28 protein-coding genes and 7 pseudogenes are annotated in these 23,258 nt (G+C 67.4%); 19 read left to right on the top strand and 16 right to left on the bottom strand.

The window, feature by feature from the left end; translation table 11 throughout:
- Positions 1-491, top strand: a pseudogene (locus ACIOEW_RS40190) (IS5 family transposase); the annotation flags it as partial.
- Between the two features lie 171 nt (positions 492-662).
- Here ACIOEW_RS40190 and ACIOEW_RS40185 read toward each other — a convergent pair.
- Positions 663-1,163, bottom strand: a complete 501-nt coding sequence (locus tag ACIOEW_RS40185; protein WP_401970415.1) for a metallophosphoesterase family protein — start codon at positions 1,161-1,163, stop codon at positions 663-665.
- A gap of 415 nt (positions 1,164-1,578) precedes the next feature.
- A pseudogene (locus ACIOEW_RS40180) lies at positions 1,579-1,708 on the bottom strand (isochorismatase family protein); the annotation flags it as partial.
- 209 nt (positions 1,709-1,917) lie between these two features.
- Between ACIOEW_RS40180 and ACIOEW_RS40175 the strand changes: the two are divergent.
- Together ACIOEW_RS40175 and ACIOEW_RS40170 are read left to right on the top strand one after the other, a co-directional pair.
- Positions 1,918-2,307 (top strand): annotated as a pseudogene (locus ACIOEW_RS40175) (DUF6188 family protein); the annotation flags it as partial.
- A gap of 270 nt (positions 2,308-2,577) precedes the next feature.
- Positions 2,578-2,982: a hypothetical protein gene (locus tag ACIOEW_RS40170; RefSeq protein ID WP_362557061.1), complete on the top strand. Its 405-nt coding sequence runs from the start codon at positions 2,578-2,580 to the stop codon at positions 2,980-2,982.
- Positions 2,983-2,991: 9 nt separating this feature from the next.
- On the opposite strand, the gene istB is transcribed toward ACIOEW_RS40170, so the two are convergent.
- Together istB and ACIOEW_RS40160 are read right to left on the bottom strand one after the other, a co-directional pair.
- Complete coding sequence (istB, locus tag ACIOEW_RS40165; RefSeq protein WP_362557059.1) at positions 2,992-3,762, bottom strand: IS21-like element helper ATPase IstB; 771 nt, start codon at positions 3,760-3,762, stop codon at positions 2,992-2,994.
- Positions 3,759-4,591: pseudogene (locus ACIOEW_RS40160) on the bottom strand (Mu transposase domain-containing protein); the annotation flags it as partial. The gene istB and the pseudogene ACIOEW_RS40160, both read right to left, overlap by 4 nt.
- 76 nt (positions 4,592-4,667) lie before the next feature.
- Here ACIOEW_RS40160 and ACIOEW_RS40155 point away from each other — a divergent pair.
- Positions 4,668-5,102 carry a hypothetical protein gene (locus ACIOEW_RS40155; protein WP_362557058.1) on the top strand — a complete coding sequence of 145 codons (435 nt, stop codon included), beginning with the start codon at positions 4,668-4,670 and terminating at the stop codon, positions 5,100-5,102.
- On the opposite strand, the gene ACIOEW_RS40150 is transcribed toward ACIOEW_RS40155, so the two are convergent.
- Entirely contained in the window at positions 5,103-5,369 is a 267-nt protein-coding gene (locus tag ACIOEW_RS40150; RefSeq protein ID WP_362557056.1) for a hypothetical protein, read from the bottom strand. It abuts the gene before it with no gap.
- Between the two features lie 302 nt (positions 5,370-5,671).
- Between ACIOEW_RS40150 and ACIOEW_RS40145 the strand changes: the two genes are divergently transcribed.
- From ACIOEW_RS40145 to ACIOEW_RS40125, 5 genes are all read left to right on the top strand, one after another.
- Positions 5,672-6,430: a DUF3626 domain-containing protein gene (locus ACIOEW_RS40145; protein WP_401970412.1), complete on the top strand. Its 759-nt coding sequence runs from the start codon at positions 5,672-5,674 to the stop codon at positions 6,428-6,430.
- A gap of 332 nt (positions 6,431-6,762) precedes the next feature.
- Positions 6,763-7,092 (top strand): transposase, encoded by a 330-nt coding sequence (locus ACIOEW_RS40140; protein ID WP_362557054.1) that lies wholly within the window; start codon positions 6,763-6,765, stop codon positions 7,090-7,092.
- A complete protein-coding gene (locus ACIOEW_RS40135; RefSeq protein ID WP_362557052.1) occupies positions 7,089-7,607 on the top strand; it encodes a DUF6262 family protein in 519 nt (172 codons plus the stop codon). Before ACIOEW_RS40140 ends, ACIOEW_RS40135 begins: the two co-directional genes overlap by 4 nt.
- Positions 7,608-7,784: 177 nt before the next feature.
- The gene (locus tag ACIOEW_RS40130) at positions 7,785-7,991 is read left to right on the top strand and encodes a hypothetical protein (protein WP_362557051.1); all 207 of its coding nucleotides are present in this window, start codon (positions 7,785-7,787) and stop codon (positions 7,989-7,991) included.
- Between the two features lie 23 nt (positions 7,992-8,014).
- Entirely contained in the window at positions 8,015-8,296 is a 282-nt protein-coding gene (locus ACIOEW_RS40125) for a hypothetical protein (RefSeq protein ID WP_362557049.1), read from the top strand.
- Positions 8,297-8,950: 654 nt separating this feature from the next.
- Here ACIOEW_RS40125 and ACIOEW_RS40120 read toward each other — a convergent pair.
- Both ACIOEW_RS40120 and ACIOEW_RS40115 read right to left on the bottom strand, forming a co-directional pair.
- A complete protein-coding gene (locus tag ACIOEW_RS40120; RefSeq protein WP_362557048.1) occupies positions 8,951-9,931 on the bottom strand; it encodes an NADPH:quinone reductase in 981 nt (326 codons plus the stop codon).
- Between the two features lie 20 nt (positions 9,932-9,951).
- The gene (locus ACIOEW_RS40115) at positions 9,952-10,530 is read right to left on the bottom strand and encodes a PadR family transcriptional regulator (protein ID WP_362557046.1); all 579 of its coding nucleotides are present in this window, start codon (positions 10,528-10,530) and stop codon (positions 9,952-9,954) included.
- 124 nt (positions 10,531-10,654) lie between these two features.
- Here ACIOEW_RS40115 and ACIOEW_RS40110 point away from each other — a divergent pair, with 124 nt between their 5' ends.
- Complete coding sequence (locus ACIOEW_RS40110; protein ID WP_362557044.1) at positions 10,655-11,047, top strand: ester cyclase; 393 nt, start codon at positions 10,655-10,657, stop codon at positions 11,045-11,047.
- 523 nt (positions 11,048-11,570) lie between these two features.
- Positions 11,571-11,915: a DUF2750 domain-containing protein gene (locus tag ACIOEW_RS40105; RefSeq protein ID WP_362557042.1), complete on the top strand. Its 345-nt coding sequence runs from the start codon at positions 11,571-11,573 to the stop codon at positions 11,913-11,915.
- Between the two features lie 35 nt (positions 11,916-11,950).
- Here ACIOEW_RS40105 and ACIOEW_RS40100 read toward each other — a convergent pair.
- Positions 11,951-12,758 (bottom strand): annotated as a pseudogene (locus ACIOEW_RS40100) (IS5 family transposase).
- A 351-nt stretch (positions 12,759-13,109) separates the two neighbouring features.
- Positions 13,110-13,832 (bottom strand): ArsR/SmtB family transcription factor, encoded by a 723-nt coding sequence (locus tag ACIOEW_RS40095; RefSeq protein ID WP_401970408.1) that lies wholly within the window; start codon positions 13,830-13,832, stop codon positions 13,110-13,112.
- A gap of 130 nt (positions 13,833-13,962) precedes the next feature.
- On the opposite strand from ACIOEW_RS40095, the gene ACIOEW_RS40090 reads away from it, so the two are divergent.
- The 3 genes from ACIOEW_RS40090 to ACIOEW_RS40080 all read left to right on the top strand — a co-directional run bounded on the left by ACIOEW_RS40090 (position 13,963) and on the right by ACIOEW_RS40080 (position 15,755).
- A complete protein-coding gene (locus ACIOEW_RS40090) occupies positions 13,963-14,463 on the top strand; it encodes a GNAT family N-acetyltransferase (protein WP_362557038.1) in 501 nt (166 codons plus the stop codon).
- Positions 14,464-14,542: 79 nt separating this feature from the next.
- Positions 14,543-14,770, top strand: coding sequence for a transposase family protein (locus ACIOEW_RS40085; RefSeq protein ID WP_362557036.1), 228 nt, complete (start codon positions 14,543-14,545; stop codon positions 14,768-14,770).
- Between the two features lie 28 nt (positions 14,771-14,798).
- Complete coding sequence (locus ACIOEW_RS40080) at positions 14,799-15,755, top strand: ISAs1 family transposase (RefSeq protein WP_362557034.1); 957 nt, start codon at positions 14,799-14,801, stop codon at positions 15,753-15,755.
- Here ACIOEW_RS40080 and ACIOEW_RS40075 read toward each other — a convergent pair whose 3' ends face one another.
- Together ACIOEW_RS40075 and ACIOEW_RS40070 are read right to left on the bottom strand one after the other, a co-directional pair.
- Positions 15,756-15,911 carry a hypothetical protein gene (locus ACIOEW_RS40075; protein ID WP_362557032.1) on the bottom strand — a complete coding sequence of 52 codons (156 nt, stop codon included), beginning with the start codon at positions 15,909-15,911 and terminating at the stop codon, positions 15,756-15,758.
- A 98-nt stretch (positions 15,912-16,009) separates the two neighbouring features.
- A pseudogene (locus tag ACIOEW_RS40070) lies at positions 16,010-16,715 on the bottom strand (DNA polymerase III subunit alpha); the annotation flags it as partial.
- On the opposite strand from ACIOEW_RS40070, the gene ACIOEW_RS40065 reads away from it, so the two are divergent.
- Complete coding sequence (locus ACIOEW_RS40065; protein WP_362557030.1) at positions 16,715-16,879, top strand: hypothetical protein; 165 nt, start codon at positions 16,715-16,717, stop codon at positions 16,877-16,879. The pseudogene ACIOEW_RS40070 and the gene ACIOEW_RS40065 sit on opposite strands and share 1 nt — an antisense overlap.
- Before the next feature lie 74 nt (positions 16,880-16,953).
- Here the strand turns inward: ACIOEW_RS40065 and ACIOEW_RS40060 are convergent, their stop codons facing one another.
- The 3 genes from ACIOEW_RS40060 to ACIOEW_RS40050 all read right to left on the bottom strand — a co-directional run bounded on the left by ACIOEW_RS40060 (position 16,954) and on the right by ACIOEW_RS40050 (position 18,241).
- The gene (locus ACIOEW_RS40060) at positions 16,954-17,520 is read right to left on the bottom strand and encodes a hypothetical protein (protein ID WP_362557028.1); all 567 of its coding nucleotides are present in this window, start codon (positions 17,518-17,520) and stop codon (positions 16,954-16,956) included.
- A complete protein-coding gene (locus tag ACIOEW_RS40055) occupies positions 17,517-17,765 on the bottom strand; it encodes an acyl carrier protein (RefSeq protein WP_362557026.1) in 249 nt (82 codons plus the stop codon). The genes ACIOEW_RS40060 and ACIOEW_RS40055 overlap by 4 nt, the downstream gene beginning before the upstream one ends.
- A 218-nt stretch (positions 17,766-17,983) precedes the next feature.
- Positions 17,984-18,241, bottom strand: coding sequence for a hypothetical protein (locus ACIOEW_RS40050; protein ID WP_401970404.1), 258 nt, complete (start codon positions 18,239-18,241; stop codon positions 17,984-17,986).
- Positions 18,242-18,580: 339 nt separating this feature from the next.
- Between ACIOEW_RS40050 and ACIOEW_RS40045 the strand changes: the two genes are divergently transcribed.
- Complete coding sequence (locus ACIOEW_RS40045) at positions 18,581-19,417, top strand: aminoglycoside phosphotransferase (RefSeq protein WP_362557023.1); 837 nt, start codon at positions 18,581-18,583, stop codon at positions 19,415-19,417.
- 19 nt (positions 19,418-19,436) lie between these two features.
- Here ACIOEW_RS40045 and ACIOEW_RS40040 read toward each other — a convergent pair.
- Positions 19,437-20,318: pseudogene (locus tag ACIOEW_RS40040) on the bottom strand (IS5 family transposase).
- Positions 20,319-20,518: 200 nt separating this feature from the next.
- Here ACIOEW_RS40040 and ACIOEW_RS40035 point away from each other — a divergent pair.
- The 3 genes from ACIOEW_RS40035 to ACIOEW_RS40025 all read left to right on the top strand — a co-directional run bounded on the left by ACIOEW_RS40035 (position 20,519) and on the right by ACIOEW_RS40025 (position 22,324).
- A complete protein-coding gene (locus ACIOEW_RS40035) occupies positions 20,519-20,953 on the top strand; it encodes a hypothetical protein (RefSeq protein ID WP_401970402.1) in 435 nt (144 codons plus the stop codon).
- A gap of 4 nt (positions 20,954-20,957) precedes the next feature.
- Positions 20,958-21,287, top strand: coding sequence for a hypothetical protein (locus ACIOEW_RS40030; RefSeq protein ID WP_362557019.1), 330 nt, complete (start codon positions 20,958-20,960; stop codon positions 21,285-21,287).
- A gap of 113 nt (positions 21,288-21,400) precedes the next feature.
- Complete coding sequence (locus tag ACIOEW_RS40025) at positions 21,401-22,324, top strand: HNH endonuclease (RefSeq protein WP_362557018.1); 924 nt, start codon at positions 21,401-21,403, stop codon at positions 22,322-22,324.
- A gap of 229 nt (positions 22,325-22,553) precedes the next feature.
- On the opposite strand, the gene ACIOEW_RS40020 is transcribed toward ACIOEW_RS40025, so the two are convergent.
- A partial coding sequence (locus ACIOEW_RS40020; protein WP_401970401.1) for a TSUP family transporter occupies positions 22,554-23,258 on the bottom strand: 705 nt, incomplete at its 5' end.

Below are 23,258 nucleotides of genomic sequence, written 5' to 3'. Positions count from 1 at the left end.
CGGCGAATGCCTGGGCCGGTCCCGAGGCGGCTTCACCACCAAGATCCATCTCGCAGCCGAAGGGCGATGCCGGCCTCTCGCCCTCACCCTGACGCCCGGACACTACGGGGACGGCCCTCAGCTCGAGCGTGTGCTGGAGCTGGTTCCTGTGCCCCGCACCGGAGTCGGACGACCTCGCACGCGGCCCGACCACGTCCTGGCCGACAAGGCCTACACCTCCCGGAAGAACCGCCGCTACCTGCGACGACGCGGAATCCGGCACACCATCCCCGAACGTCTCGACCAGCAGAGACACCGCAAGAACCGGGGTTCCCGAGGCGGTCGACCCACCGGTTTCGGCAGCGAGCGCTACAAAAAAACGCAACACCGTCGAACGCACCATCAACCGCCTCAAAGGGTTCCGCGCCGTCGCCACCCGCTACGAGAAGCGGACCTACATCTACCTCGGCACCGTCACACTCGCAGCCCTCGCGATCTGGCTCCGCACATGATCCGAGAAACAGGACCTAATCCAAGCAACACCCCGCTCTGCGCCCTGGTTGCGCCACTTGCGCAGCCAGGGTATGTAGCACGAGGGAGTCCTGGGGGCGGGTGGGACGGCACCCGGAAGTGAGAGGAGCGCTATGCCGCTGACCCTCGCCGCCTGGCCCCGGCGGGGAGGGTCAGCGCTTCGGCAGGCGGTGCAGGGCGACGTCGCCGAGGACTCCCTCGGTGACCGTGCATGTCATGTACGTGCAGTACGGCTGCCGTCTGCGGTCCGTCGGCGACCCCGGGTTCAGCAGGCGCAGCCCGCACGGCGCCTTGGTGTCCCACGGGATGTGGCTGTGGCCGAAGACCAGGACGTCCAGGCCCGGATGGAGCGCGGCGCAGCGTGCCTCCCGCCCGCGGGCCGCCCCCGCCTCGTGGACGACTCCGAACCGCAGGCCCCCCAACTGGACGTGGGCAATTTCCGGCAGACGGGCCCGTAGTTCCGGGCCGTCGTTGTTGCCGTATACCCCGACCAGGCGTCGCGCGCGTCGTTCCAGCAGGTCCAGGGTGGCCACGTCGACCCAGTCCCCGGCATGGACGACGACGTCCGCCCGGTCCGTCTCGCGCAGCAGTTCGTCGGGGAGCCGCCTTGCGCGCAGGGGCACATGGGTGTCCGAGACGAGCAGCAGCCGCACACGAGAGTCCGTCGTGTCGTCGTCCATCCGCCTGCCTTCTCCTCGGGTCCGCCCGGTCTACCGGCCGCAGGGGCCCTTGCGGGGGAGGGGACCCGCCACGGCGTGGCGGCCGGGGCGGACGGTGGGCGTGGCGCTGCCCGCCGCCACGGGCAGCGAGCGCGTCGGACACGACGCCGGTGGCGAAGGCGTACACACCCTTGGGGATCACATCGACGACGACTTCCTTCCGGGGCCAGGTGGAGGGGGCGGTGCGCCGCGGCCGACGGCATTCTTCAGGGCGCCGGGCGGAAGTTCAGCGTTGTCCGGCTTCCCGTCAAAAAGCTTGGCCACCCCGGGGCTCAGTCCGCTGGGTTCTACTGCGATACCGGGGTCTCCCCGGAGACGGCAAATTCCGGCCTGGTGCGGAAGCCGGCCCTACGGCGTCCAGTGCCGTGGCGCGAACGCAGTGGTCCGTGGCGATGCCCACCACGTCGACGTCCTCCACTTCGCGGGCGCGCAGCCAGTCGGCGAGGGGGTTCTTTTTCGTCGGCGCCTTCGAAGCCGCTCTTGTCCCGTCGCACTCCAGTTGTCCGTTGATCTTTCCCTGAACTGCTGGTTTGCCAGAGTGGCGGCGAACGCCTCTCCTCGCACTCTCAGCGAAGTTGGCTTCTGCTGAGCGTCCAGAGGCAGTGCCCATCGACGGCGGAGTAGAGGGTGGTGCCGAGGAGGAGCAAAATCCCTTTGTGCCTGCGACGGAGTGGACCATGGTGTGGTGATGAGCGCAGAAGTGAAACCGGTCGAGCACGAGGACCGGTGGGTCCTGGACCTTCGAGGCCTGAGTGTCGTCAGGATCAGCATCGACTTTCGGCTGACTCTCGTCCTGGACGCAGGGTGGGAAGTTGTGCTGGAAGCGCCAGCTCGGCTCTCGACAGGGTCGCTCCACGCCAGTCCTGGCCTGCCTCTGGTGCCGGAGTCTCAGGACGAGGGCGCGGCTCTTTCACTGCTCGGAGCGAAGGTCCTGTCCGCGGTTCTGTTCAAGTCCGGCGGTCTGCGGATGGTGTTCGACAGCGGCATGCATCTGACGTGTCCGGCCGACGCATCGTTCGAAGCCTGGCAGGTCACAGAACCACGAGGATGGCGTTTCATCTCGTTGCCCGGCGGAGATCTTGCCGTTTGGCCCCGCTGCAGAGTAGTTGAGAATGCGCAAGGTCAGGCCGCGAAGCCCTTGGAATTGACGACAGCCAGCATGCGGGGGCGGGATGGCTCCATTGGTCAGGGTCCGCCGGCTGACCGAGCAGGAGGGGCAGAAGCTGCAGCAGATCGTGCGGCGGGGCAGTTGTCGGCGTACTCGCGTATGTGCAGAGGTGCGTACGGATGAACGTGCAGAGCAAGTAGCCGCCGACTGGCCCTCATTGCCGTGCGAGATGATGGGGCGGTGGACCTTCGTTACTTCAATCAGACCGGCTGGACCGCGATCTTCAATGGCACCGGGACCGATGTCGGCCGCATGGTGCGGGTAGAGGCATGGGACCCGGCAACTGGAACGGCGCTTGTAGTCGACCCGAAGCGAGGAGCTATGCGTCCCGTAACGGACTACGAGGACTTCTCCCACCTTGAAAAGGCCGACCAGGTCGTAGCCGCAGTTCCTGGTGGCGGGTGGCGGGCCCACTGGAAAGATGAGGGCCCGGGGAATACCCCGCTCACGGAACAGGTTCTTGCGTGGCTGATCACGTCGCAGGGCCGGGCGACGGCCATCACGATGGACGCTCACGGGCATGTTGACGATGCCGACAGCGCCGACGCCTTCATCCCGCCGGGCGAAGAACTGAGGCAGGTCTGAGGCTTCGGATCAGGTGACTTCCGTCTCGCGCTCGATGGCTTTGAGGCGGTTCTTCAGCCGGTAGCTGGGGCTGTTGATGGCGACGACTTCGCAGTGGTGCAGGAGGCGGTCGAGGATGGCGGTGGCGAGGACTTCGTCGCCGAACACCCGGCCCCATTCTCTGAAGGTCTTGTTCGAGGTCAGGATGATGGAGCCCTTTTCGTAGCGCTTGGAGATGACCTGGAAGACCAGGTTCGCCTCGGCGCGTTCGAGGGGCTGGTAGCCGACCTCATTGACCACGAGAACGCTCGGCCGCAGGTAGGAGCCCAGTTTGCTTGTCAGACGTCCGGCCGCCTCGGCTGCCTTGAGGTTGCGGACCGTGTCGTCGAGGCTGGTGAAGTAGATCGAGTAGCCGGCCCGGCAGGCCGCGACCGCCAGCGCGATCGCGATGTGGGTCTTGCCGACGCCGGGCGGCCCCAGCAGGGCGGTATTGGCCTTCGCTTCGACGAAGGACAGGGTGGCCAGGTCTTTGATCTTGCGCGGGTCGAGCTCGGGCTGGAACGAGAAGTCGTACTCGTCCAGCGTTTTGTGGTGCGGCAGCCGGGAGAGCCGCAGGCCCTGGCGGAAGCGGCGGTCATCGCGAACGGCGAGTTCTTCGGAGAGGGCCAGGTCGAGGAAGTCGAGGTAGCCCATCTTTTCCTCGTCCGCCCGCCGGGTGTACTCGTTGATGGTTTCCGCCAGGTGGGGCAGGCCGAGCTTGGTCGCCGTGGTGCGGATGCGGTTGCCGGTCAGCTCGCTCAAGACGATTCCTTCGTCGCTCGGTTACTGGTGAAGGGGCGGGTCCCGGTCAGTTCGTCATAGACCGACAACGGCCGGCGGCCGACCTCGACGCGGGTGGCCGCAGCCCGGTTGAGGAGGGCTTGCAGCGGTCCGGCCTCCTCGCCCAGGGGGCGTTCGTGACGCGGCCGGGGCAAGTCATCACCGGTGGTGGTCCGACGTCCTTTGCCGGTGGGCAGGCCGTCCCAGCGCTGTTCCTCGACGACACGGACCCCGCCTCCGACGGCCCGTGGATGCATGGCCAGCAGCGTCTCGCCGGTGGAGTCGGCAACGGTGGAATGCAGCATGACCTGCGACTTCGTGGCCCTGATCTCCACCAGCTGACGCGGTCGGACCTTGCGGGCCGGGACCGAGTAGAGGTTCCCGCCGAAAGCGACCAGACAATCCTTACCGACCGGCTGCAGATGGCGTTCCGCCACCAGATACGGAGTCGGCGGCAACGGCTTGAGAGCCGCGTGGTCACGAGCTGCCCGCTCACCGATGACCTGCTGGTGAGTCCGGTGGGTCTGGGTTCGCCGTTTCGGCACCCATGCGGTGAAGGCGGCGTCCATCTCCTCGACGCAGGAGAAGGCCCGGCCCGACAGAACGTGGTCGCGGACGATCAGGACCTGGCGTTCGACGCGGCCCTTGCCCTGGGGCCGGTGGGCGGCCACACATCGATGTCGAAGGCGTAGTGGCCGGCGAACCCGACCGCCTCCGGACGCAGTGGAACCGCCTCACCCGGGGCAACGTGACGGCGCACGACTGTCTTGGTACGGTCGTAGACGATCATCATCGGCACCCCTTTAATATGCGGGTCTCGAAGTCAAGCGACCGGGTCTGGTGGATCCTTGATGCGGGGCCGCCGGCACTCCTGTTTGATTGAGCCCGTGAACGTCTTCGAGGAGTGTCTGACCGACTGGGAGTTCGCCGAGCGGTGGCGTCCTGTTGTCGAGCACCTGGCCGAGCGTGCTCACGAATGGCCAATGATCACTCCGACTCCAGAAGACTTCTGGGTCTGGAACCCTATTGAGTGCCCAGAGAGCCAGGAGACCGGCGGCCTGCTGATCTGGACCGACCTTGTCTGCAGGGCGGGCAATTCCGTCGGAGCGACGGTGGGTGCCCAAGTTGATCGGGCAGGGCTCCGCTGCGGATCACTGAGTTCCCACTGCCCCGGTGCCGCCGGTGAGCTCGACGGTTTCACCCTGGTCCTGCCGGTAGCCGAGGGTCGATCGCTCACCGACGTGGCTGATGCGCTGCTCGGCTGGTTCGTCATTGAGTCACAGAAATGGGATCAGTTTCAAAAGCGTCTGGCGGAAGGCTGACTAACTGGCCTGCTCGTCCAGCCGTGAGATGAGCCCGCCGAAGATCTGCTGCTCCTGCACGACGACACCCTCAAGCCCGAAGACCGCCTCGCAGGACTGCTTCTCCTCCTCTACGCACAAGGGCCATCGGCGGTCCACCGACTGACCATCGAGGACGTCGAGGTCGGCGCTCAGGAGGTACGTCTCCACCTCGGCAATGCACCCGTTCAGCTGCCCGAGCCCGTCGCCCAGCTGGCCCGCACTCTCGCCGCGAACCGCAAGGGGCACGCGGCCATCGGCGCCCTGGCTCCGTCTCCATGGCTGGCGACTGGGCCACATATGCTGCCGAAGTCAGTGGACGCAGACGGCCATGACGTCTCCTGCGTCAAGCAGCTTCCCATCCTGTCGGGACGCCGCTCTGCCTGGTCAATCCGGATGCACCAGTTGAGCGAGGTCGGGCACACTGCGCCGATGAAGCCAGACACAGCCCGTTCACCGCAGGAACAGGCCCGACGTCACGTCACGTCGCTGTCATCCGGGCCCCCGTCGACCCCGCGCTGCGAGTGACCCTGAACTTTCACCCAGACCGCATGGTGCACGATCGGCCGATCCTGCTCGCGCTCGCAGGCGACGGCGTTTACCACTCGCAGTTCGTCACCGGAACAAGCAACGGCGGTCTGACAGCCCACCCCGGCGGCGACCGATGGCGCTGGGAAAACCGGATCTTCAACGGTGCGTATGACCACGCACCTGCACATGAGCGGCCTGTCTACGGCGCGCTGAACTTCCGGCGCAAGTCCCTCGGCGCCGCACCACGATTCGGCCCCGCACACTTTCGGCTGACTGCCGAGACTCTCCCACGAGCTACGTTTTGCTACCCGGACAGTTTCCTCCAGCCGTCAGCCTTCGGCGTCGCCACCAGCATGTCTCTCATCGACCTGGCCGAGGCCGACAACCAGGACGCACTTGACGACTACATCGAGGCACAAATCCACGGGCCACTCGTGCTGGGGCATCATGCGGAGGCGGTTGTCCTGGATCCCTGTTACAAGGAGACGGCGGTGGAAGCGGCAGCCCGCCGCCTGCCATGCCCGATCGAATGGCATCCAGGACTCGAGCTCACCGTCGAAGAGCTGCGACGCCACCCGGAGTACCGCGGGCAGGAGTGCGTCGACCTGGGAGCCGAGATCGCCGTTGAGGGGGTCCTCAACCCCCGGGTCATCGGAGACGCTGCACGCACCGGACACTACGACCAGCAGTCGCTCAAGAAGGTGTGGCACTGTCTGGCACGGTTCGGCACACCGCCAGGATCAGCCGCCACACCGCCTGCCCTATCTCGGCAAGGTTAAAGGCCATGCGATCCCCGACGAACAGCTAACACATCGGGGTCCGTCCGCGGGGACTCGACGCCCCAGACCACACCCAACAGCCAGGCATTCGGACAGTTCCAATACCCGACGTCAGCACTAGTCGGTGAGCAACGCCGTCGCGAAGCCGTCGACCGGGTCACCACCATGCAATTCGACCGGCACGGCACACGCATCTGGCGCGAGGCCAAAACCCTGCTCGACTCCGAACACGCACGTCGCGCCATCGGCTCGGTCCAAGTCCCCTACGGCACCTGTACCGAACCCTCGAACGTGGCCGCCGCCGGCCACGACTGCCCGTGCGGTTCCGCTGCGTGGGCTGCGGACACTTCCGCACCGACGTCTCCTACCTTCCCGACCTGGAGGCATACCTCGCGGACCTGCTGCGCAACCGCGAACGCCTGACAGCCTTCGCCGACGCCGACAACTGGGCGAAAAGCGAAGCGATGCCGTCGGACGACGACATCACCCGCGTCCGCCGACTGGTGCAACGCGTCCGCCAGGACCTCGAAGACCTCACCGACGAGGACCGCGCCCAGATCCAGGAAGCGGTCACCGTGGTCCGCCGCACCCGCACCGTCTCCCTCGGCATGCCCCGCATCCGCCAGCCCCTGCCCGACCTGCGTCCCGGAAGGACCCCATGACCAACCCCTTGACCAACGGCCGACGGGCCGACTCAGCCCGCCGTCGCGAACGCGTCCTCACCGCCCTTGACACCCTCCTGCGAGACAACCAGGACATCACCGTCTCCAGCCTCGCCCGCGCGGCACGCGTCGACCGCACCTTCCTCTACCGCCACCGTGACCTGCTCGAACGCGTCCACGCCGCCGCCGTCACCCCACCGCAAGAGGGGCGGTTCGCGGCGGTCAGCCGGGTCTCGATGCAAACCGACCTGGCCAACGCGCTGGAACGCAACAGCCGTTTGTCGTCCAGAGTGCGGCAACTGGAGAAGCGTCTGTCCGCCATGCTTGGCGAGACGGCCTGGACCGAATCCGGCCTCGGGGCCGCGGCCGACATCGGCCAGCTCCAGCAACGCATCACGATGCTCGACCAGGAACTCGTGACCACACGCGGCCAACTCGACGAACGGACCGAAGAGCTGGAGGCCGCCCGCGCCGCCCACCGCGAGCTGACACGAGCCCTGAACCAACGCGCGTGAACGGTCGCCCGGACGAGCTCACGATCATGTTCATGTGTTGCCGGGAGATGTCCCGCTCGGGCAGTCGTCGCCGGCGTACAGACCCCCGCCACCGAACCCGTCCGCGCCCTGCGCTCCTACCTGCTCGCTCTGCGCTACGCAGCCGGATCCCCCAGCGATACACGGATCCTCGCTTCCGTGCAGCGCACCATCATCAAGGCCGAACTGCGCCAGGCATTCGAAGGCCCCGGTGTTCCGCAATGGCAGGTCGTCCGCCAGCTCACCGTCGCTCTCCAGAGCCTGCCTGAGATCACCCGGCCGCTGTGGCGCAAAGCCCACTCCACCGTCGAGAAGACCGCCGACAGCACCTCCACCTCCACCATCCCCGCCGGCGCCTTCGGCTGACCACGACCGACCAGAGAAAGACCATGAAGCCAGCCCCGCCCACCGTCCTCATCAACGCCTTCTACGCGTTCTACGACCTGCACCGCCCCGCCTACGCCGCCGCCCGCCTGGCCCCGGAGGAAGCGCAGATAGCGGTCGCCCACCTATTCGACCTCGTCGCCAGCAACTGGACCACCGTTGTCAGCGAACCCGACCCGCGGCCGTCAGCACACTCCTGGCCGCCGCCCGCCGCTGTCCTTCAGCAACCCCCGACGGCTTTTGACGGGAGCGGTGCGTCATGCACGCTGCGAGTTCCGGCCGCGTGACTGGAAGTGATCTTCGGGTGACGTGTTGTCAGTGGCGGCTGCTTTGATGGTCCGGCCGCGTAAGGGAGCGCGGCTTGGTGCGGAGGGGGTTCGTTGTGCCGTGGGTGCGTGAGTACGTACGCAGGGACGGAACGAAAGTAAAAGCTCATTCCCGGTGGGCTGCGGGTGGGCGCCGGGAGATGTCCATCATGGTCATGGTCGGGCTGGCGGTAGTCGCGTTCGGTAATCCGTCGAGCACGGCCGACGGCCCGGCTGAAGCGCCCCTGCCGGGCTCGACTGCTGTGTATCCAGTCAAGTCCTCCGGGACACAGAGGCCGCCGGCCAGGCCGAGGCCACAGCCCACTGCCTCGTACCCGATCAAATTCCCCCAGGCGCGGAAGGCTCCGCCACGGCCGCAGCCGCGATCCACGGTGACGTATCCGATTCCGTGGGACCGGGGCAGCCGATGAGCGCCCGCCGCGCCCCCCGACGCCGGTCACGCAAACGGGGACGGCGGATGTGCAGATAGTCCGTAACGCGTGCAAGGACCTGCGGTCGGTCGGCCTGATGGAGTCGGTCGGCCGCACTTCCTTCGTTACGGCGTCGGGGCGGCCGGTGTGGCGGGACCTGATGACACGGGGGTTGCTGGTGACGGGCCGCTATTCCGAGTCTGCGCTATTGAGGGATGGTGAGCAGGATGCGGCCGTGGACACCGCCGGCATCGACGTGGTCGTGGGCCTTGGCGATGTCGTCCAGCGGGTAACGGTCGCCGACGGCGACGGTGAGGGCGCCGACGGCGGCGGCGGAGGTGAGGTCGCGGGCGGCCTGGCGCTTGGCCTCGGCGGGGAAGTCGTCGCTGCCGAGCAGCCGCAGGGTGACGTTGTTGAACAGCAGCGGCCAGAAAGGGATCTCGGTGCGGTCTGAGCGGGTGGCGTAGGCGGCGATGACCGCCCCCTGGGCGGCGACGGCGCTGTCGAGATCGGCGTTGTCGGACAGCGCGACCTCGATGATCCGGTCGACGCCCCGCGGGGCGTACGAGCGGATGGCAGCGGCGGGATCGCCGGTATCCAGGGCGATGGCGTGGGCGACGGCCGGGTCGACGCGGTCGAGGTCCGCGGTGCGGCGGACGGTGGCGATCACGGTGGCGCCGGCCCAGTGGGCGAGCTGGGCGGCCAGGGAGCCGACGCCGCCAAGGACTCCGTGGACCAGGACCAGTTGGCCGTCGACCGGGCCGTCGGCGAACACGGTGCGGTGGGCGGTGATGCCGGGGATGCCGAGGCTCGCCCCCAGCTCGTCACTGAGGTGGTCGGGCAGGGGTGGGGCCTGGTGGTCGGGTACGACGGTGTACTGGGCGGCGGTGCCGAAGGGGCGGTAGGACTGGGCGCCATATACCCAGACCCGTTGTCCGACGCGGCGGGCGTCGACTCCGTCGCCCACGGCGTCGATGACTCCGGCGGCGTCGCTGTGCGGGATCACCCGCGGGAAGGGCATGGACGAGCCGAGCCAGCCGCGCCGTTTCTTGGTGTCGCCGGGGTTGACGCCCGAGACGGTGACGCGGACGCGGACCTCGCCGGGGCCGGGGACGGGATCAGGGAGTTCACCGACGTGCAGGACGTCGGCGGCGGGTCCCTGGTCGTCGTGCCAGGAAGCAAGCATGGGTGTACCTCCGTGGACAGTCAGCTCGCGGGAGCGGCGGGCGCATGCGGATCGCTGTCGGTGCATGCGGTGTCGAATGCGGGCGGTTCCTGCCCGAGGGTCTCGCGCAGCCAGGTCCGTTCGGCGCGGCTGGTGGCGCGGGCGGTGAGCAGCATGCCCCGCCGGTAGGGGTCGGCGATCTCCTCGGCACGCATGGGCCGCTCGTTGTCGTAGAAGAAGCTCGCCGGTTCTTCCAGGAACTCCAGCCGTCTGCGCAGCACCGCGTGCTGTTCGGCCACGTCGGGCAGGTGGGAGAGGAAGGCCAGGACGACGTAGAACCGGGTGAAGTCGGTGATCTCGTGGTCGGCGGGCTTGCGCAGGCGCTGAAGCATGTCGGCTCGTCCGGCCACGGTCAGGCTGAGCACGTATCGGGCCGCCCCCGCGGCCGGGTCGGCGCGCCGCTCGATCAAGCCCGCCCTGGTCAGGCGATTGATCGCCGGATACAGGCTGCCGTCACTGACCGGCCGCGTATAGCCGGTCAGCTGCGAGATGCGGCGGCGCAGCTCATGTCCGGGCAGGGGTCCCTCGGCGAGGAAGCCGAGTATCGCGAGTTCCAGCATGAGTCCATCTTTGCGCGAACATCGAATCGATGTGAACATCGATTCGATGTTACGCTCGCAGGTACCCGCCCAAACGTCTTTGGAGAGGCACAGCAAGATGCCATCGCAGTCCACCGAGTCAGTGATGAACCGTTTCGTCGAGTTCATCAACACGGGCAACGAGGATCTCGCCCGCGAGGTCATTTCTCCGGACGCGGTGTTCCACGCGCCCAGCCACCCGGAACCACTGCGAGGGCCCGATGGGTACATGGAAGTCATCGGGATGATGCGCAGCGCCTTCCCCGACGTCCAGTGGACGCTGGAGGAGACGGTCACCGAAGGCGGCACCGTGGCCGCGCGGTTCACCATGCGGGGAACCCACGACGGTGAATTCTTCGGGATCCCGGCGAGCGGCAACAAGATCTCGGTACAGGCCATGAACTTCTACTACCTGGCCGACGGCCGGATCGTCGGCGAACGGGGCCAGCCCGATCTCCTCGGGGTGATGCAGCAGATCGGTGCCGTACCGGCGCCGTGAACCTCGTAGCGCCGCGTGAGCCCGCTATCGCGCGGAACCACCGCTGCCGGGAGGTACATGCCCCGGCAAAAGAGGAAGGCCCACACCGGCCCGCGGGCGGCCGACGCGGGTTCACTGCAAGAGATTGGCCTTCCATATGGCGCTCCTTGCCATCCAACTCAGTCGGCGCAGGCTGCCAGGGGGTCCGGGCCGAAAGAAGCGTCACGCGACTGCGTTGACAGCGAAGTTAGTCCGCGCAGGTCAGCAACTTCGGCCCGACTAACTTCGCTGTCAAAGGACAGCCTTCCCCGTTGACAGCTGCACGACGATGGACACCGATTCCCCTTTGCCGCAGATAATGGGGCCGCTTCATGCAGCCGCCGGAGAACGTCACCGCAGGTGGCGGATCAAGCTACCGCAGATATTGGGGTGTTATCTGTGGGACGACTTCAGACCGGTCCCGCCGCTGAGCCGCCAGCCGCCCAGGACGGAGGCTTAGAACTCCTAACGAAATGGGTTTTGCGGAACGCTAGGCTCGGTGGCCATGAGTCAGAGCGGTTCGCAAGCGGCGGCATTCTTCCGAGACGTCCGTGAAAACAGAGTGGTCTGGTTTGTCCGGGATGATGACGGAAGTCCGACTCACCTCTCCACGGACGGCACGCGAAGCTTTCCCTTCTGGTCGACCTCGCCCCGGGCTCAGAGGGCGGCGAAGATATGGGGGTGTGGGCTTCGCGTCGATTCCATACCCTTGGACGCCTGGTGCGATCTTGTACTGCCCGATGCCGCCAAAGATGGACTCGTGATCGGCATCAACTGGAGTGGGCCGCGTCTGGTCGGCTGGAGCTTCACCCCCAGGGAAGTCCTTAACCGGCTAGCGGCAGACAGCTAGCCCACGGCAGCGGTCACCAGAGCGCGCAGTCGCCGTCAGCAGATGAGTGCGCATCCGAGGGTGAGGAAGGCATCGTGGATGTCGTCGCGGATCTCCCAGCGGATCCGCAGCCGGCGGAACCAGTGCAGGTGGGCGAATGCGCGCTCCACTACCAGCGTTGGGTGCCCAGTCCCGAGCCGTGCTCGGTGCCCCGCCGGGCGATCACCGGCTTCACGTCGAGGTCCCAGACCAGGCGGCGGTACTTGTCGTGGTCTTAGCCGCGGTCACCCAGCACCACGTCCGGGCGGCGCCGGGGCCGGCCACGCTTGCCCCGCTCGGACGGCACAGCCTGGAGCAGTGGGATCAGCTGGGTGACATCGTTGCGGTGGCAGCCGGTCAGGGTGGCAGCGAGCGGGATGCCGGTGGCGTCGGTGATCAGGTGGTGCTTGCTGCCCGTCCTGCCCCGGTCAACAGGGCTTCGTCCCGTCTTGGAGCCCCCTTTAACGCGCGGATATGCGAGCCGTCGACGGCCGCCCGGGAGAAGTCCAGGGCGTTCGCGCTGCGGAGCTTGGCGAGGAGTGCCTTGTGCAGTCGCGGCCACACCTCGGTCTCGGTCCACTCGGCCAGCCTGCGCCAGCAGGTCATGCCGGAGCCGAAGCCGAGTTCGTGCGGCAGGTGTTCCCAGGCGATCCCCGTGTGCAGGACGAACAGGATGCCTTGGAACACGTGCCGGTCCGGATGCCGCTTGCGCCCGGGGTGCCGGGTCCGGCGCTCAACCTTGGGCAACAGCGGCTCGATCACCGCCCACAACTCGTCATCGACTTCCCACGGCTTCGGCCGAGCCACCCCGCACCCCCGGATCATCAGTTCTGGAGCGATCCAATCACCTGGAAGATCATTTCGTTAGGAGTTCCTAGCGCACGATCTGACGCCGATGTTCCTGCACCCCCGAAACCCGCCGGCCCGCCCCGCGCCGGCCTTGCCGCCCGCCTCGCCGGCGAAGCCCGTCACCACGGGCAACCCCGAGTCCGCGCCCGCCGCCGGGCTGCCACGTCGACCGGCATTAGCGTCGAGGCCCGCGCCCTTCGGCTGCAATGCAGCCCCGGAACGACGAACGATGGACGCATCTGGCGGGTTACTCAGGCCCAGGGCCCCGGGGAGAGTCCTGTTCGCCCGACTTGATCGAGTGTCGGCGTGGCCTGATCCGGCTCGGGGTCAGAGTTCGTCGGGTGGCAGGCCGAGGTGGTCGTGCCATGCTCGGCGGCCGGTGGGCGTGACGAGGAGGGCGCGGGTGGTGCCGCTGCGGGTCATCCATCCGGTGGCGAGTGCGTGGGCGCACAGGGCGGCGCCCACGGCGCCGGCCAGGTGGGGGCGGCGCTCGGTCCAGTCGAGGCAGGCGCGTACCGGGGGTCGGCGTGAGCCGGTGGGCACCGTGATGCCGGTCTCGGCGAGCCAGAGGGCGCCCTTGTCGGTCAGGGCCGGCTCGGGGCCCCATTCCAGCAGTCCGCGCTCGACCATGGCGTCGGTGATCGCCAGTGCGACGGTTCCGGCCAGGTGGTCGTAGCACAGCCGCGCGCGGGCCAGTGCCTGCTGCCGGCCGGAGGCCGACAGGGAACGTGGCGGGGTGCTGCGCTGGGGAGCCAGCGCGGCAAGGCTCTCGATCAGCTCGATCACCCTGCGGTCGGCCACCCGTACGTAGCGGTGGCGTCCGTGCCGCTCCTCGACGAGGAGTCCGCCGTTCACGAGCTGGTTCAGGTGTGAGGTGGCGGTGGACGGGGCGATGCCGGCATAGCGCGCGAGCTCGTTCGCCGTCCATGCCCGGCCGTCGAGCAGTGCGAGGCAGAAGGCGGCCCGGGTGCCGTCGGCCAGCAGCCTGGCCACGCCTGCCAGGTCCACGCCCACGTCCTGACCAGCGCGGTGAATGTCCACGGTGCCCATTGTCGCCGATGACCCTTCGACGTCCGTCGAAGCGTTCCCGTCCTAGCGTCGGTACGTACGCAGAGCCCGCCGGCCCTGCACCTGCAATCCGCCCGCGAGGCCGAGCCTCCGCTCACGTACTGGAGTAACCATGACCGACCCCGACACGACCGCCACCGCCTCCCACCGCCCCTGGCCCCACAGCGACCTTGCGGTCATCGACGCTCCCACCCCGGCGGACGTCGCGGTGATCTCGGACGCGCTGGACCGCTTCAACACCGAGCACACCGCAGTCGCGGACCGCAGACCGCTCGCCGTCCTGGTCCGTGATCCCGCAACGCGGCAGGTGGTCGGCGGACTGACCGGGCGGACCTCGCTCGGGCTGTTCTTCCTCGACCTCTTCTACCTACCTGCGCAGCTACGCGGCACCGGGCTGGGCACCGAGATCCTTGCGCGGGCCGAGAACGAGGCGCACGCCCGCGGCTGCCGTACGGCCGTGCTCTACACGATCACCTTCCAGGCCCCCGGCTTCTACGAGAAACACGGGTGGAAGCGGCTGGGAGAGGTGCCCTGCGATCCGCCGGGCACCAGCCGCGTCTTCATGACCAAAGAACTCGCCGTTCCGGCCGGCGAACCAGTTCGCTCGCGGTAACGCCGTCGTGCTCGATGCACCACCGTCCTGCCCGTTCGCTCTGCCACAGACCGCGTGCGGGGCGTGACGGTCCCAGGCAGTGGTCCCGTCCGGGCTGCTCGACGCACTGGCCCGGGTGCCCGATCCACGCAGTCCACGCGGGGTGCGGTTCCGGCTGGCGACGTTGCTCGCGGTCGGCGTGTGCGCTCTCACCAGCGCCGGTCACAACTCTCTGACCGCTATCGCAGAGTGGGTACGCCGCTGCGACCAGGACGTACTCGCTCGGCTGGGCTGCCTGCCCCTTCGATCCCTTCACCGGACGCTTTAGGGCGCCAGGCGAGCGCACCCTGCGCGACGTGTTCGCCCGCGTCGACCCTGCGGCACTCACCGCCGCCGGTTTCACTAGGCTCACCACACTCCAGCCCCACCCAGTGCGCGCAACCGGCCCGGACGGGAGCGTTGAGCGCGAACAGCGCCGCTCCCACCGCACCGTCCGGCGCGAGACGGACCGGCCGCGACCGCGTCGTTCGGCCTTCGCCGTGGACGGCAAATGCCTGCGTGGCGCGGTCCGCGCGGACGGCAGTCGCGTCTTCGTTCTGACCGCCGTGCGTCACCACGATGGGTTGACCGCCGCTCTGCGTGAGATCGGCGCGAAGACCAATGAAATACCCGAGTTCATCCCGCTGCTGGACAGCATCGATGATCAGGACCTGACCGGCTCCGTCATCACCGTCGACGTTCTGCACGCCCAGACGAGCCACGCCTGCTGCCTCGTCGAGGAACGCAAGGCCCACTACCTGCTGTCGGTGAAGAGCAACCAGCCCACCCTGGCTCGCCAGTTGACGAGTCTGCCTTGGCGGCACGTGCCGGTTCTCAACCGTTCCCGCGACCGCGGCCACGGCCGCGAAGAGGTCCGCGAGGTGAAGGTGGTGAGCGTGGACGTTCTGCTGTTCCCTCACGCCCGCCAGGTTGTTCGCATCCACCACAAACGCCGCCGGATCGGCACATCAAAGTGGCAGACCGAAACCGTCTACGCCGTCACCGATCTCGCCGCACACCAGGCATCTCCTGCTGAAATCGCCGCCTGGGCACGTGGCCAGTGGATCATCGAGAACACCGTCCACTGGACCAAAGACGTCACCTTCGCCGAGGACTCCAGCCAGATTCGCCGCCACCGCACCCCTGCCGTCATGAGCGCTCTGCGCGACCTCGCCCGCGCCACCCTCCACCGCTCCGGATGGACCAATATCGCCAGCGGCCGACGAGCCCACACCCACCCCGCAGCCACCCTCACCCTCCACGGGATTCCATGATCAAACCGGGCGAACGCGACTCTCCCCGGGGCCCTGGTCGTCCGGGTGGATCGCGATGTGCTCGACGAGTGCGCGGACCGCGTCGTCAGGGGCCGCCGGGGTTGCGGTGAACAGGCTCATCTGTGCCTGGTTCCCGGGCCGTTGCAGATACACCACGAGGTCCCGGGCTCCTCATCCAAAACCACCAGCCTCGCCAACCTGTCGGCCTCTGGTCCCTTCCCCATCCATATCCCCGCAGGTTCCGCGTGCATCTCCTACGAGAATCCCGGAACCCGCTGGATTCGGTCGGCGTAGGGGTGAAGCCGTGCGCCGGCGGTGCCATTGGGCAGCGTCCGGGCCGACTCGCCCTTGGCCGGTGCGTGGGTGTTCTGGGCGGGGGTGGGGGCCGGGGTGGTGTGGCCGAGGAGGTCGAGGACGCGCTGGGGGCCGTGGTCGCGGCGGGCGGCGGCAAGCTCTTCGAGGTCCCAGACCATGGTGCCGACGACGGTGCGGCGCGGGCCGCGGGCCTCTACGGTGCCGCGGACCAGGAGCAGGCCGTGGTGGAAGATCGTGTGGGCGCAGTCGTCGTGACTGTCTTCGAAGAAGGCGATGTCGACGAGTCCGTACCCGTCTTCGAGGGTGACGAAGATGACGCGCTTGCCTGAGGGGATGGGGGGGTGTCTGGGTGGAGGCCCGGACGCCGGCGACGAGGATCTGCTGGCCGGGGTGCATGTTCTTGAGGTGGGTGGCGTCGGTGGCGCCGATCTCGCGGAGTAGACGGTGGTGGTGGGTCATCAGGTGCTGGGAAACGTCGATCTTCAGGACGCCGAGTTCGGCGTCCATGACGTCGCGGCTGGACATCTCCCGCAGTCCGGATGCCTCGGGTGCAATGAGGGTGCCGTCGAGGGGGAGCTGTCCGGTGCTGGGGCGGGTGCGGGTGTCGCGGTGGAGCTCGGTGAACTGCAGCAGCAGATCACGCCGTGGGTGCCGCCGCGGCCGACCCGTGGGGTTTTCGCCAGTGGAACGCCGACGACGTGGAGTGCGGGGATGTGCGCTACGCGTCCGTCGGCCAGGTCTCCCTCACCTACTGGGTGAACAGGCCCCTGCACCGTCTGACCGTCCTGAACATCGTCTGGCTCGGATAGCCACCAGCGACTGAGGGTCCGTACGACGAGTCGTTCGAGCAAGAGCAGAACGGTTCAACCCCTGTCGCGGATTCCTACTTGCGCGGGCTGCGCGACCACTCAAGCAGGGAACGGATCGTCAGGTCCTGGTTGATCACGTGCAACACCCGCCGCGCCTGGTAGTTGATCGATGCCGCTCGGCGCGCATCACGATTGCCGCCCTTGAGCGGGACCAACGCGTAGAACCTGAAGTTTCCCAGCAACGAGGTGTCCTCGATCAACGCAGCCATGTCCTCCTCCCTAGCGAGCCGCAGTTCATCGTTCCGAATCACGTAGAGCCGGTTCTCGCGGTCACCGAGGCAGGCGTAGAGGCAATTCAGCTCCTGAAGCACCCGTTTCGGTGTGAAATCGTAGAAGCGGTAGTACAGGCTAGAGATCGCCTCGCGTTTGGCATGCAGTTCCGCTTCGGTGGGCAGGGCATCCAGCTGCAGGCCCGCGAGCTCGCTCACCCGTTCGCAAAGCTGCTTCCGAAGCTCCAAGTACACGTCGATGACCTTGGCCGCGACCATGTTTGCCTGGCGGTGGCGCTCCAGAAGAAGACTGGATAGGAATCCGAGCCCCGCACCTAGTACCAGGGTGAGCAAGGCCACCAGGATGGTCACCGCCGACCTCGATCCGCCGCTATCGGCAGGCCTGCAAGCTCCTTGATCGTGGGAAATCTGAACAAGGTGCTGGCTGTGACCTCTAGACCATGGAGGTCTCGCAGCCTCGCGGCGATCTCGATCGAGTCCAGCGAGGTGAGACCCAGCTCAAACAGATTCACTTCGTCGTGCGTGCGATCCAATTCCGCCACGAGAACCTCCGCCACGTCGGCCCGAATCGCTGCAACACGTGCTTCAAAGTCCATGTGCCCCTCCGCCCAGAGCTCACCGCAGGCCGCGCCACGCACAGAGACTAGCGACGACGAACTGCCGACCGGCCTATCGGGCGGTGGACCGCCCAGAGCCACCCACTACAACACCAACGCCCCGTCCCCGGCATCGCAATTACCGGCTAAGGGCGTTGTCGATCGTAGCCACCGCCGTATCAACCAGCAGCCATCCGGGCGGCAACGCATATCCACGGTCACTCCCAGTTGCGGCGGGGCCGTTCGGCGCCGAGCTGGACCTCGCGCAGACACTCGTGACACTCCGGCAGACCCTTCACCCGTCGCCCTTCCTCCTTCGACCAGCTGAAGCCGCACAGCGATGTGGGCAGGTCCGTGGAGTCGTCATCGGTGGCATGGGAGCCGTAGCCCGGCACGTTCCACGTGACCGTCGTCCCACCGTCGTACGGGGCGCCCTCCGGCCAGTCGTAGACGTCCTCGGTGGTGGTGCAGCGCATCCGGAGGTCGGGGCCATTCCAGCGGGTGCCCTGCCGGGCCTTGGCAGCGGCGTCGACAGCGGTCGGCCAGGTGCTCGAAGGACACGTCGTAATCCCTCATGTGCTCCCAGCTGCCTGGCTTCTGCTCGCGAACCAGCGAACGGAACATCAGCAGCAGCTGCGCCAGGTCGTGCTGTCCGACTCGGACGGTGTTGGTCTCGGGGTCGTAGCCGTATGGGTTGTCGGGGTCGGTCTTCCTAGGGCCTGTCCGGCGGATCTTGTCGGCCGCCTGTGTGTGCAGGACGGCGCTGAGCGAAAACAAGGTGCGCTGGACAAGGTGATGTCGGCAGGATGCCCGGCGTGACTGAGCTGCCGAGCAATGCCATCCCAGCCCCTGCCGTCCTTGATGCTTTCGGTGTGAAGGGGGCGGCTGTCCCGCTGGTTGGTGGGCAGGGCCGAAGCGTTCTTATCGGTGGGTTTGTCTTCAAGCCTGCTGAGGGCCCTGCCAACGAGGTCGAGTGGGCAGCTTCTTTGTTCGAGGAGCTGGCGTCATGCAGTGGCTTCCGCGTTCCGCTGCCGCTGCGGGCCGCCGACGGCCGAAGTGTCGTGGACGGCTGGACTGCCAGCGAGTTCCTGACCGGTCAACCTGGTCCGCAGGGGCACTGGACCGGCGTGCTCAGCGCCGGCCGCGCCTTCCACACCGCCTTGCGAGAGTTGCCGCGGCCCGACTTCCTTGACCGGCAGGTACATCCCTGGGCAGTGGCCGACCGAGTCGCGTGGGGCGAGCAGGCCATCGACGTAATTGACGACCTCGCCACACCGTTCTCGACCCTGCTGGAGCTGTGGCGCCCGGTGAAGCAGGACGCAGCTCAACTCATCCACGGCGATCTCACGGGCAATGTGCTGTTCGCTACGGATCAAGTGCCGGTTGTGATCGACTTTTCCCCATATTGGCGGCCCCCGGTATTTGCCGAGGCCATCGTGGTTGCAGACGGCCTGTTGTGGTTCGACCTCCCGTCTGACCTGCTCACGGCTGGCAGCGGCCACCCTGACTGGCCGCAGATGCTGGTCCGTGCACTGATCTTCAGACTCGTCGCGCATAGCGAGAGCGCAGGACCACTGGGGCGGGCCCAGTTGTACGAGCCGGAACGCTATGTAAGGGCAGCTGGCGTGGTGCGGAAGCTGGCGACGTTTTAGAACGCGTCCGAACGAAGGATCATGGCCGGAGCCAGAGTCTGATCGAGGCGAGGGTAACGGTGCCGTGGAAGATGTAGGCGCGCTTGTCGAACCTCGTAGCCACGGCCCGGGAGTTCTTCAGTGCGTTGATCGTTCGCTCAACTTCGTTTCCTGCGCTTGTAGATCGTCTTGTCGAAGCCTGCGGGCCGACCACCCCTGCTGCCTCTGCGCTGACGGTTGGCCCGCTGGTTCTTCGGTTCGGGGATCGTGTGCTTGATCTGGCGTCGCCGCAGGTAGCGACGATTGCGGAGGGAGGAATACGCCTTGTCTCCGCCGAGATGGTCAGGCCGAGTCCGGGGTCGCCCACCGTCCAGCCGGGCGACACGGACACGCTCCATGACCGGGATGAGCTGCGGGGCGTCGCCCCACTGGCCCGGGGTGATCAGCAGGGCCAGTGGGCGGCGTCCGCCATCACCGGCAAGGTGGATTTTGCAGGTCAGGCCGCCCCGAGAGCGTCCGAGTCCCTCGTCGGGACGGTGCTGTTGGGGCGTGCGTCTTTTCCCGGCAGCCTCGGAGGCTTGCTGCGTGCTCCGGCGGCCTGCTGGTGGGCCCGGCAGGAGGTGGAGTCCACGCTCACCATCGACCAGTCGATGCGGCCTTCCGCGTCAGCATCGGCCAGGACAGCCGCGAAGAGCCTGTCCCATGTGCCATCCGCTGACCAGCGTCGATGCCGCTCGTACACAGTCTTCCACTTCCCGAAACGCGCAGGCAGATCTCGCCATGGGACCCCGGTCCGGTTCCGGTACAGGATCCCGTTGATGATCCTGCGGTGGCTGCTCCAACGTCCCCCACGCTGCCTGGAATTCGGCAGATGCGGCTTCAGCCGGGCCCATTCTTCGCTTGTGAGATCTCCCCGCCCCATGAGCATGCCAACGAACCAAGACCGAGATAGTCACAAGATCCGCCGGACAGGCCCTAAGCATCGCGCTCCTCCTCGCCTGCACGTGGGTGACGTGGCTATCGAGTGTGGACTGCGGCCGGGCGGGGGAGAACCTCACCGCTCCACCTCTGCGGCGCGTTGACGAACAGGGCGGGGGCCACGGCGACGTGAAAGGTGGGGATATGCCCAGGCACACTCATGCACCGACGAAGCCGTACATCTGCCCCGAGTGCAGCACCAAGACCAAGGCGAGCCTGCGCAACGGCCACCTCTACGAGCATCCGGCGCCCGACGGATCCGGCCCGTGCGCGAGGTCCTGGCACGTCGTCCTGTCCGGCAAGGAGCTGAAGGACAGCTACGAGTGCGCCTGCGGCACCTGGGCCCGCGTCACCCATAAGAAGACCCTCGCCCAGCACCCCATGCCCGAGGGTGAGCGGTGCCCACTGTCCGGAGAACCGATACAGGCCCCCGTCACCCGCCCCGTCGTGAAGGGGCTGCTGCGCCCGGTGCCGGCGGCCCCGACGCACGGCTGGGCGAAGCCGGTCACCACCGGGAGCGGCTCCAGCGTGTACGCAATCCCGGCCGGCCTGCCCGGCCACGGTCGAAGACGCCGCTGAGGGCATGCAACAGGCGGATCCCGCGCTCACCGAGCTGCACCGCGTCGTCGACGACCTCGCCGCCGCCACCCACCAGCACGGGGAGCTGATGCTCGAAGTCGCCCCGGCGTACCTGTCCGACCCAGCCACGTCGGACGTCCTCGCTCCGCTGTGCGAGCAGATCGGAGAGGACCTCGACAACGGCCTCGCCGCTACGCCCTGTCCGGTGACCGCCGCGCCCTGTCCGGTGTCCTCTGACATGGAACTTGGATCGATTGCCATCGAAGTTGGATCGAGACGCGGAGGGCCGTGGGGCCTATCAGGTATCGATCGGATTGTCAGACCGTACTCCTAGGATCGGCAACTTGGCCGAAGGAGAAGCCGTTGCCACCGAGGTTGAGGGTCTGCGCTGACCCGTCCTGCAATCACGTCTACACCGCAACCAACAAGTTCTGCACCCGACATCGAATGCGGACCGCCACCTGCAAAGAGTCGGGCTGTGGCCGGCAGTTCACATCAGCCGGCGGCCGGTACTGCTCGGGCCATCGGTACCCAGAACGGGAGTGCCTGGTCGACGGGTGCACCCACCGTTTCCGCGCATCGAACCGAATCTGCTCGGCGTGCAGGGAGATCTTCCGGGAGTGCGCCTCTGATGGCTGCGACACCTTCTACAAAGGGAATGCTCGGCACTGCCGGGCCTGCTTGACCCCCGAGCGCACCTGCGTCGACCCCGAGTGTCTAACCGTGTTCAGAGGAACGACGCGGCTCTGCTGGGAGCACCGGGCCGTTGACCGGACCTGCGGGGCTGACGAGTGCGAGAACACCTATCGCGGCACGACGCTGCTGTGTCTATCGTGCCGGACGGTTGAGCGGGAGTGCTCCAACGAGGACTGCATAACGGTGCACTGGAGCGACCGTGCCCTGTGCAACGACTGCCGGATGTCTGACCGAATCTGCCCCGACTGCGAGAAAGAGTTTCGGGGTCGGACGACGAGGTGCGGACCGTGCTGGTGGGCGCAGATCCCGGCAGACGTGCGAGCGGCAATCAGTCGGGCGAGCGGGAATGCGTATCGGGCTCGCAAGCTGGCCGCCCAGGTGGCTGGGCCAGTACCCGCCGCCGAATACGAGCGGATCCGTGCCGAGGCTCCCTGTGTGTACTGCGGTGCCGCCGCGACTGAGGTCGATCACATACGGCCTCTGGCCACGCACGGTGGGTGGGAGCACGCGTCGAACCTGGTCCCAGCGTGCCGAACGTGCAACGCCAGCAAGAGCGATCGCTTGCTGACCGAGTGGGACCAGGTTCGGGTGTTCCGTGCAGTGCGAGCGTCAGAGAAGGTGGCCGTCGAGTATGAGTGCCAGCGTCAAGAACTCGTGGGCGTGAACGACGCCTAACGGGAAGCCCACGGGTCTGCCGCCGATGCTTTGCCTGGCTGGTCCAGCTGCGGTCCAACACCGATGGCAAACGGTCCAAGTTCGATGTCGTCGGACAACTGGCTCTGTACGCGAGAACGGACAGCACTTCGGCGTCAGTTTGGGAGGCGCTGAGGTGCTACGTCCGGCCGGAATGTTCACGAGTTTCCGACAGCACTTCGGCGCTCGGGAACGGCTGAGCATTGCAGGGTCAGCGAAGGACCTGGACTGCGTAGAGGGCACCGATCCCGGTGGCGAGGGTACCGAGCAGGAGTTGGAGGGCTGTCTCGGGCAGGTGCGGCTGCAGGCGTGCCCCGAGGTAACCACCGAGGAGGCCACCGGCGCCACAGGACAGGCCCAGGAGCCAGTCGGGAGCGACGTCGCCGGTCGTGGCGAGAGAGAGCAGTGCGTAGGTGGCAGCGCCGACGATGGAGGTCACGAACGTGGAGGCCAGGGCGGCGGGTGCGACCGTGGCAACCGGCGCTCCGCGGCCGACGAGGATGGGGCCGAGCAGCGAGCCGCCCCCAATTCCGTAGATGCCGCCGACCACGCCGACGGCCAGGGCCAGCGACGTCGTCGCGCGGGGCGAAGGCTGGCCCTGGGCCCGGGGCGAGGCCGGGCGTACGGTCCGGAGCAACAACCACAGTCCGAGGGACAGGAGCAGTGCCACTATGAGGAGGCGAAAGATGCGCGGGCCGGGAAGGGCGAAGACGCGGATCACGGCTCCGATGAGGACGCCAGGAACGGTGCCCGCGATCAGGAGGCGGGTCAGCGGCCCGCCCAACTGTCCGGCCCGCCGGTAGCGCAGGAGGGCGCCGGGGCCAGCCACCACGTTGTAGAGCAGGTTCGTAGGTGTCACAGCCGGACTGGGCACGCTCAGCACACTGACCTGGACGGGCAACAGGAAGACCGCGCC

It is taken from the genome of Streptomyces sp. NPDC087901 (assembly GCF_044742205.1).
Taxonomy (GTDB): Bacteria; Actinomycetota; Actinomycetes; order Streptomycetales; family Streptomycetaceae; genus Streptomyces.
Note: the sequence above shows the minus strand (reverse complement) of the source record. Positions and strands in the feature narration are given on the sequence as shown.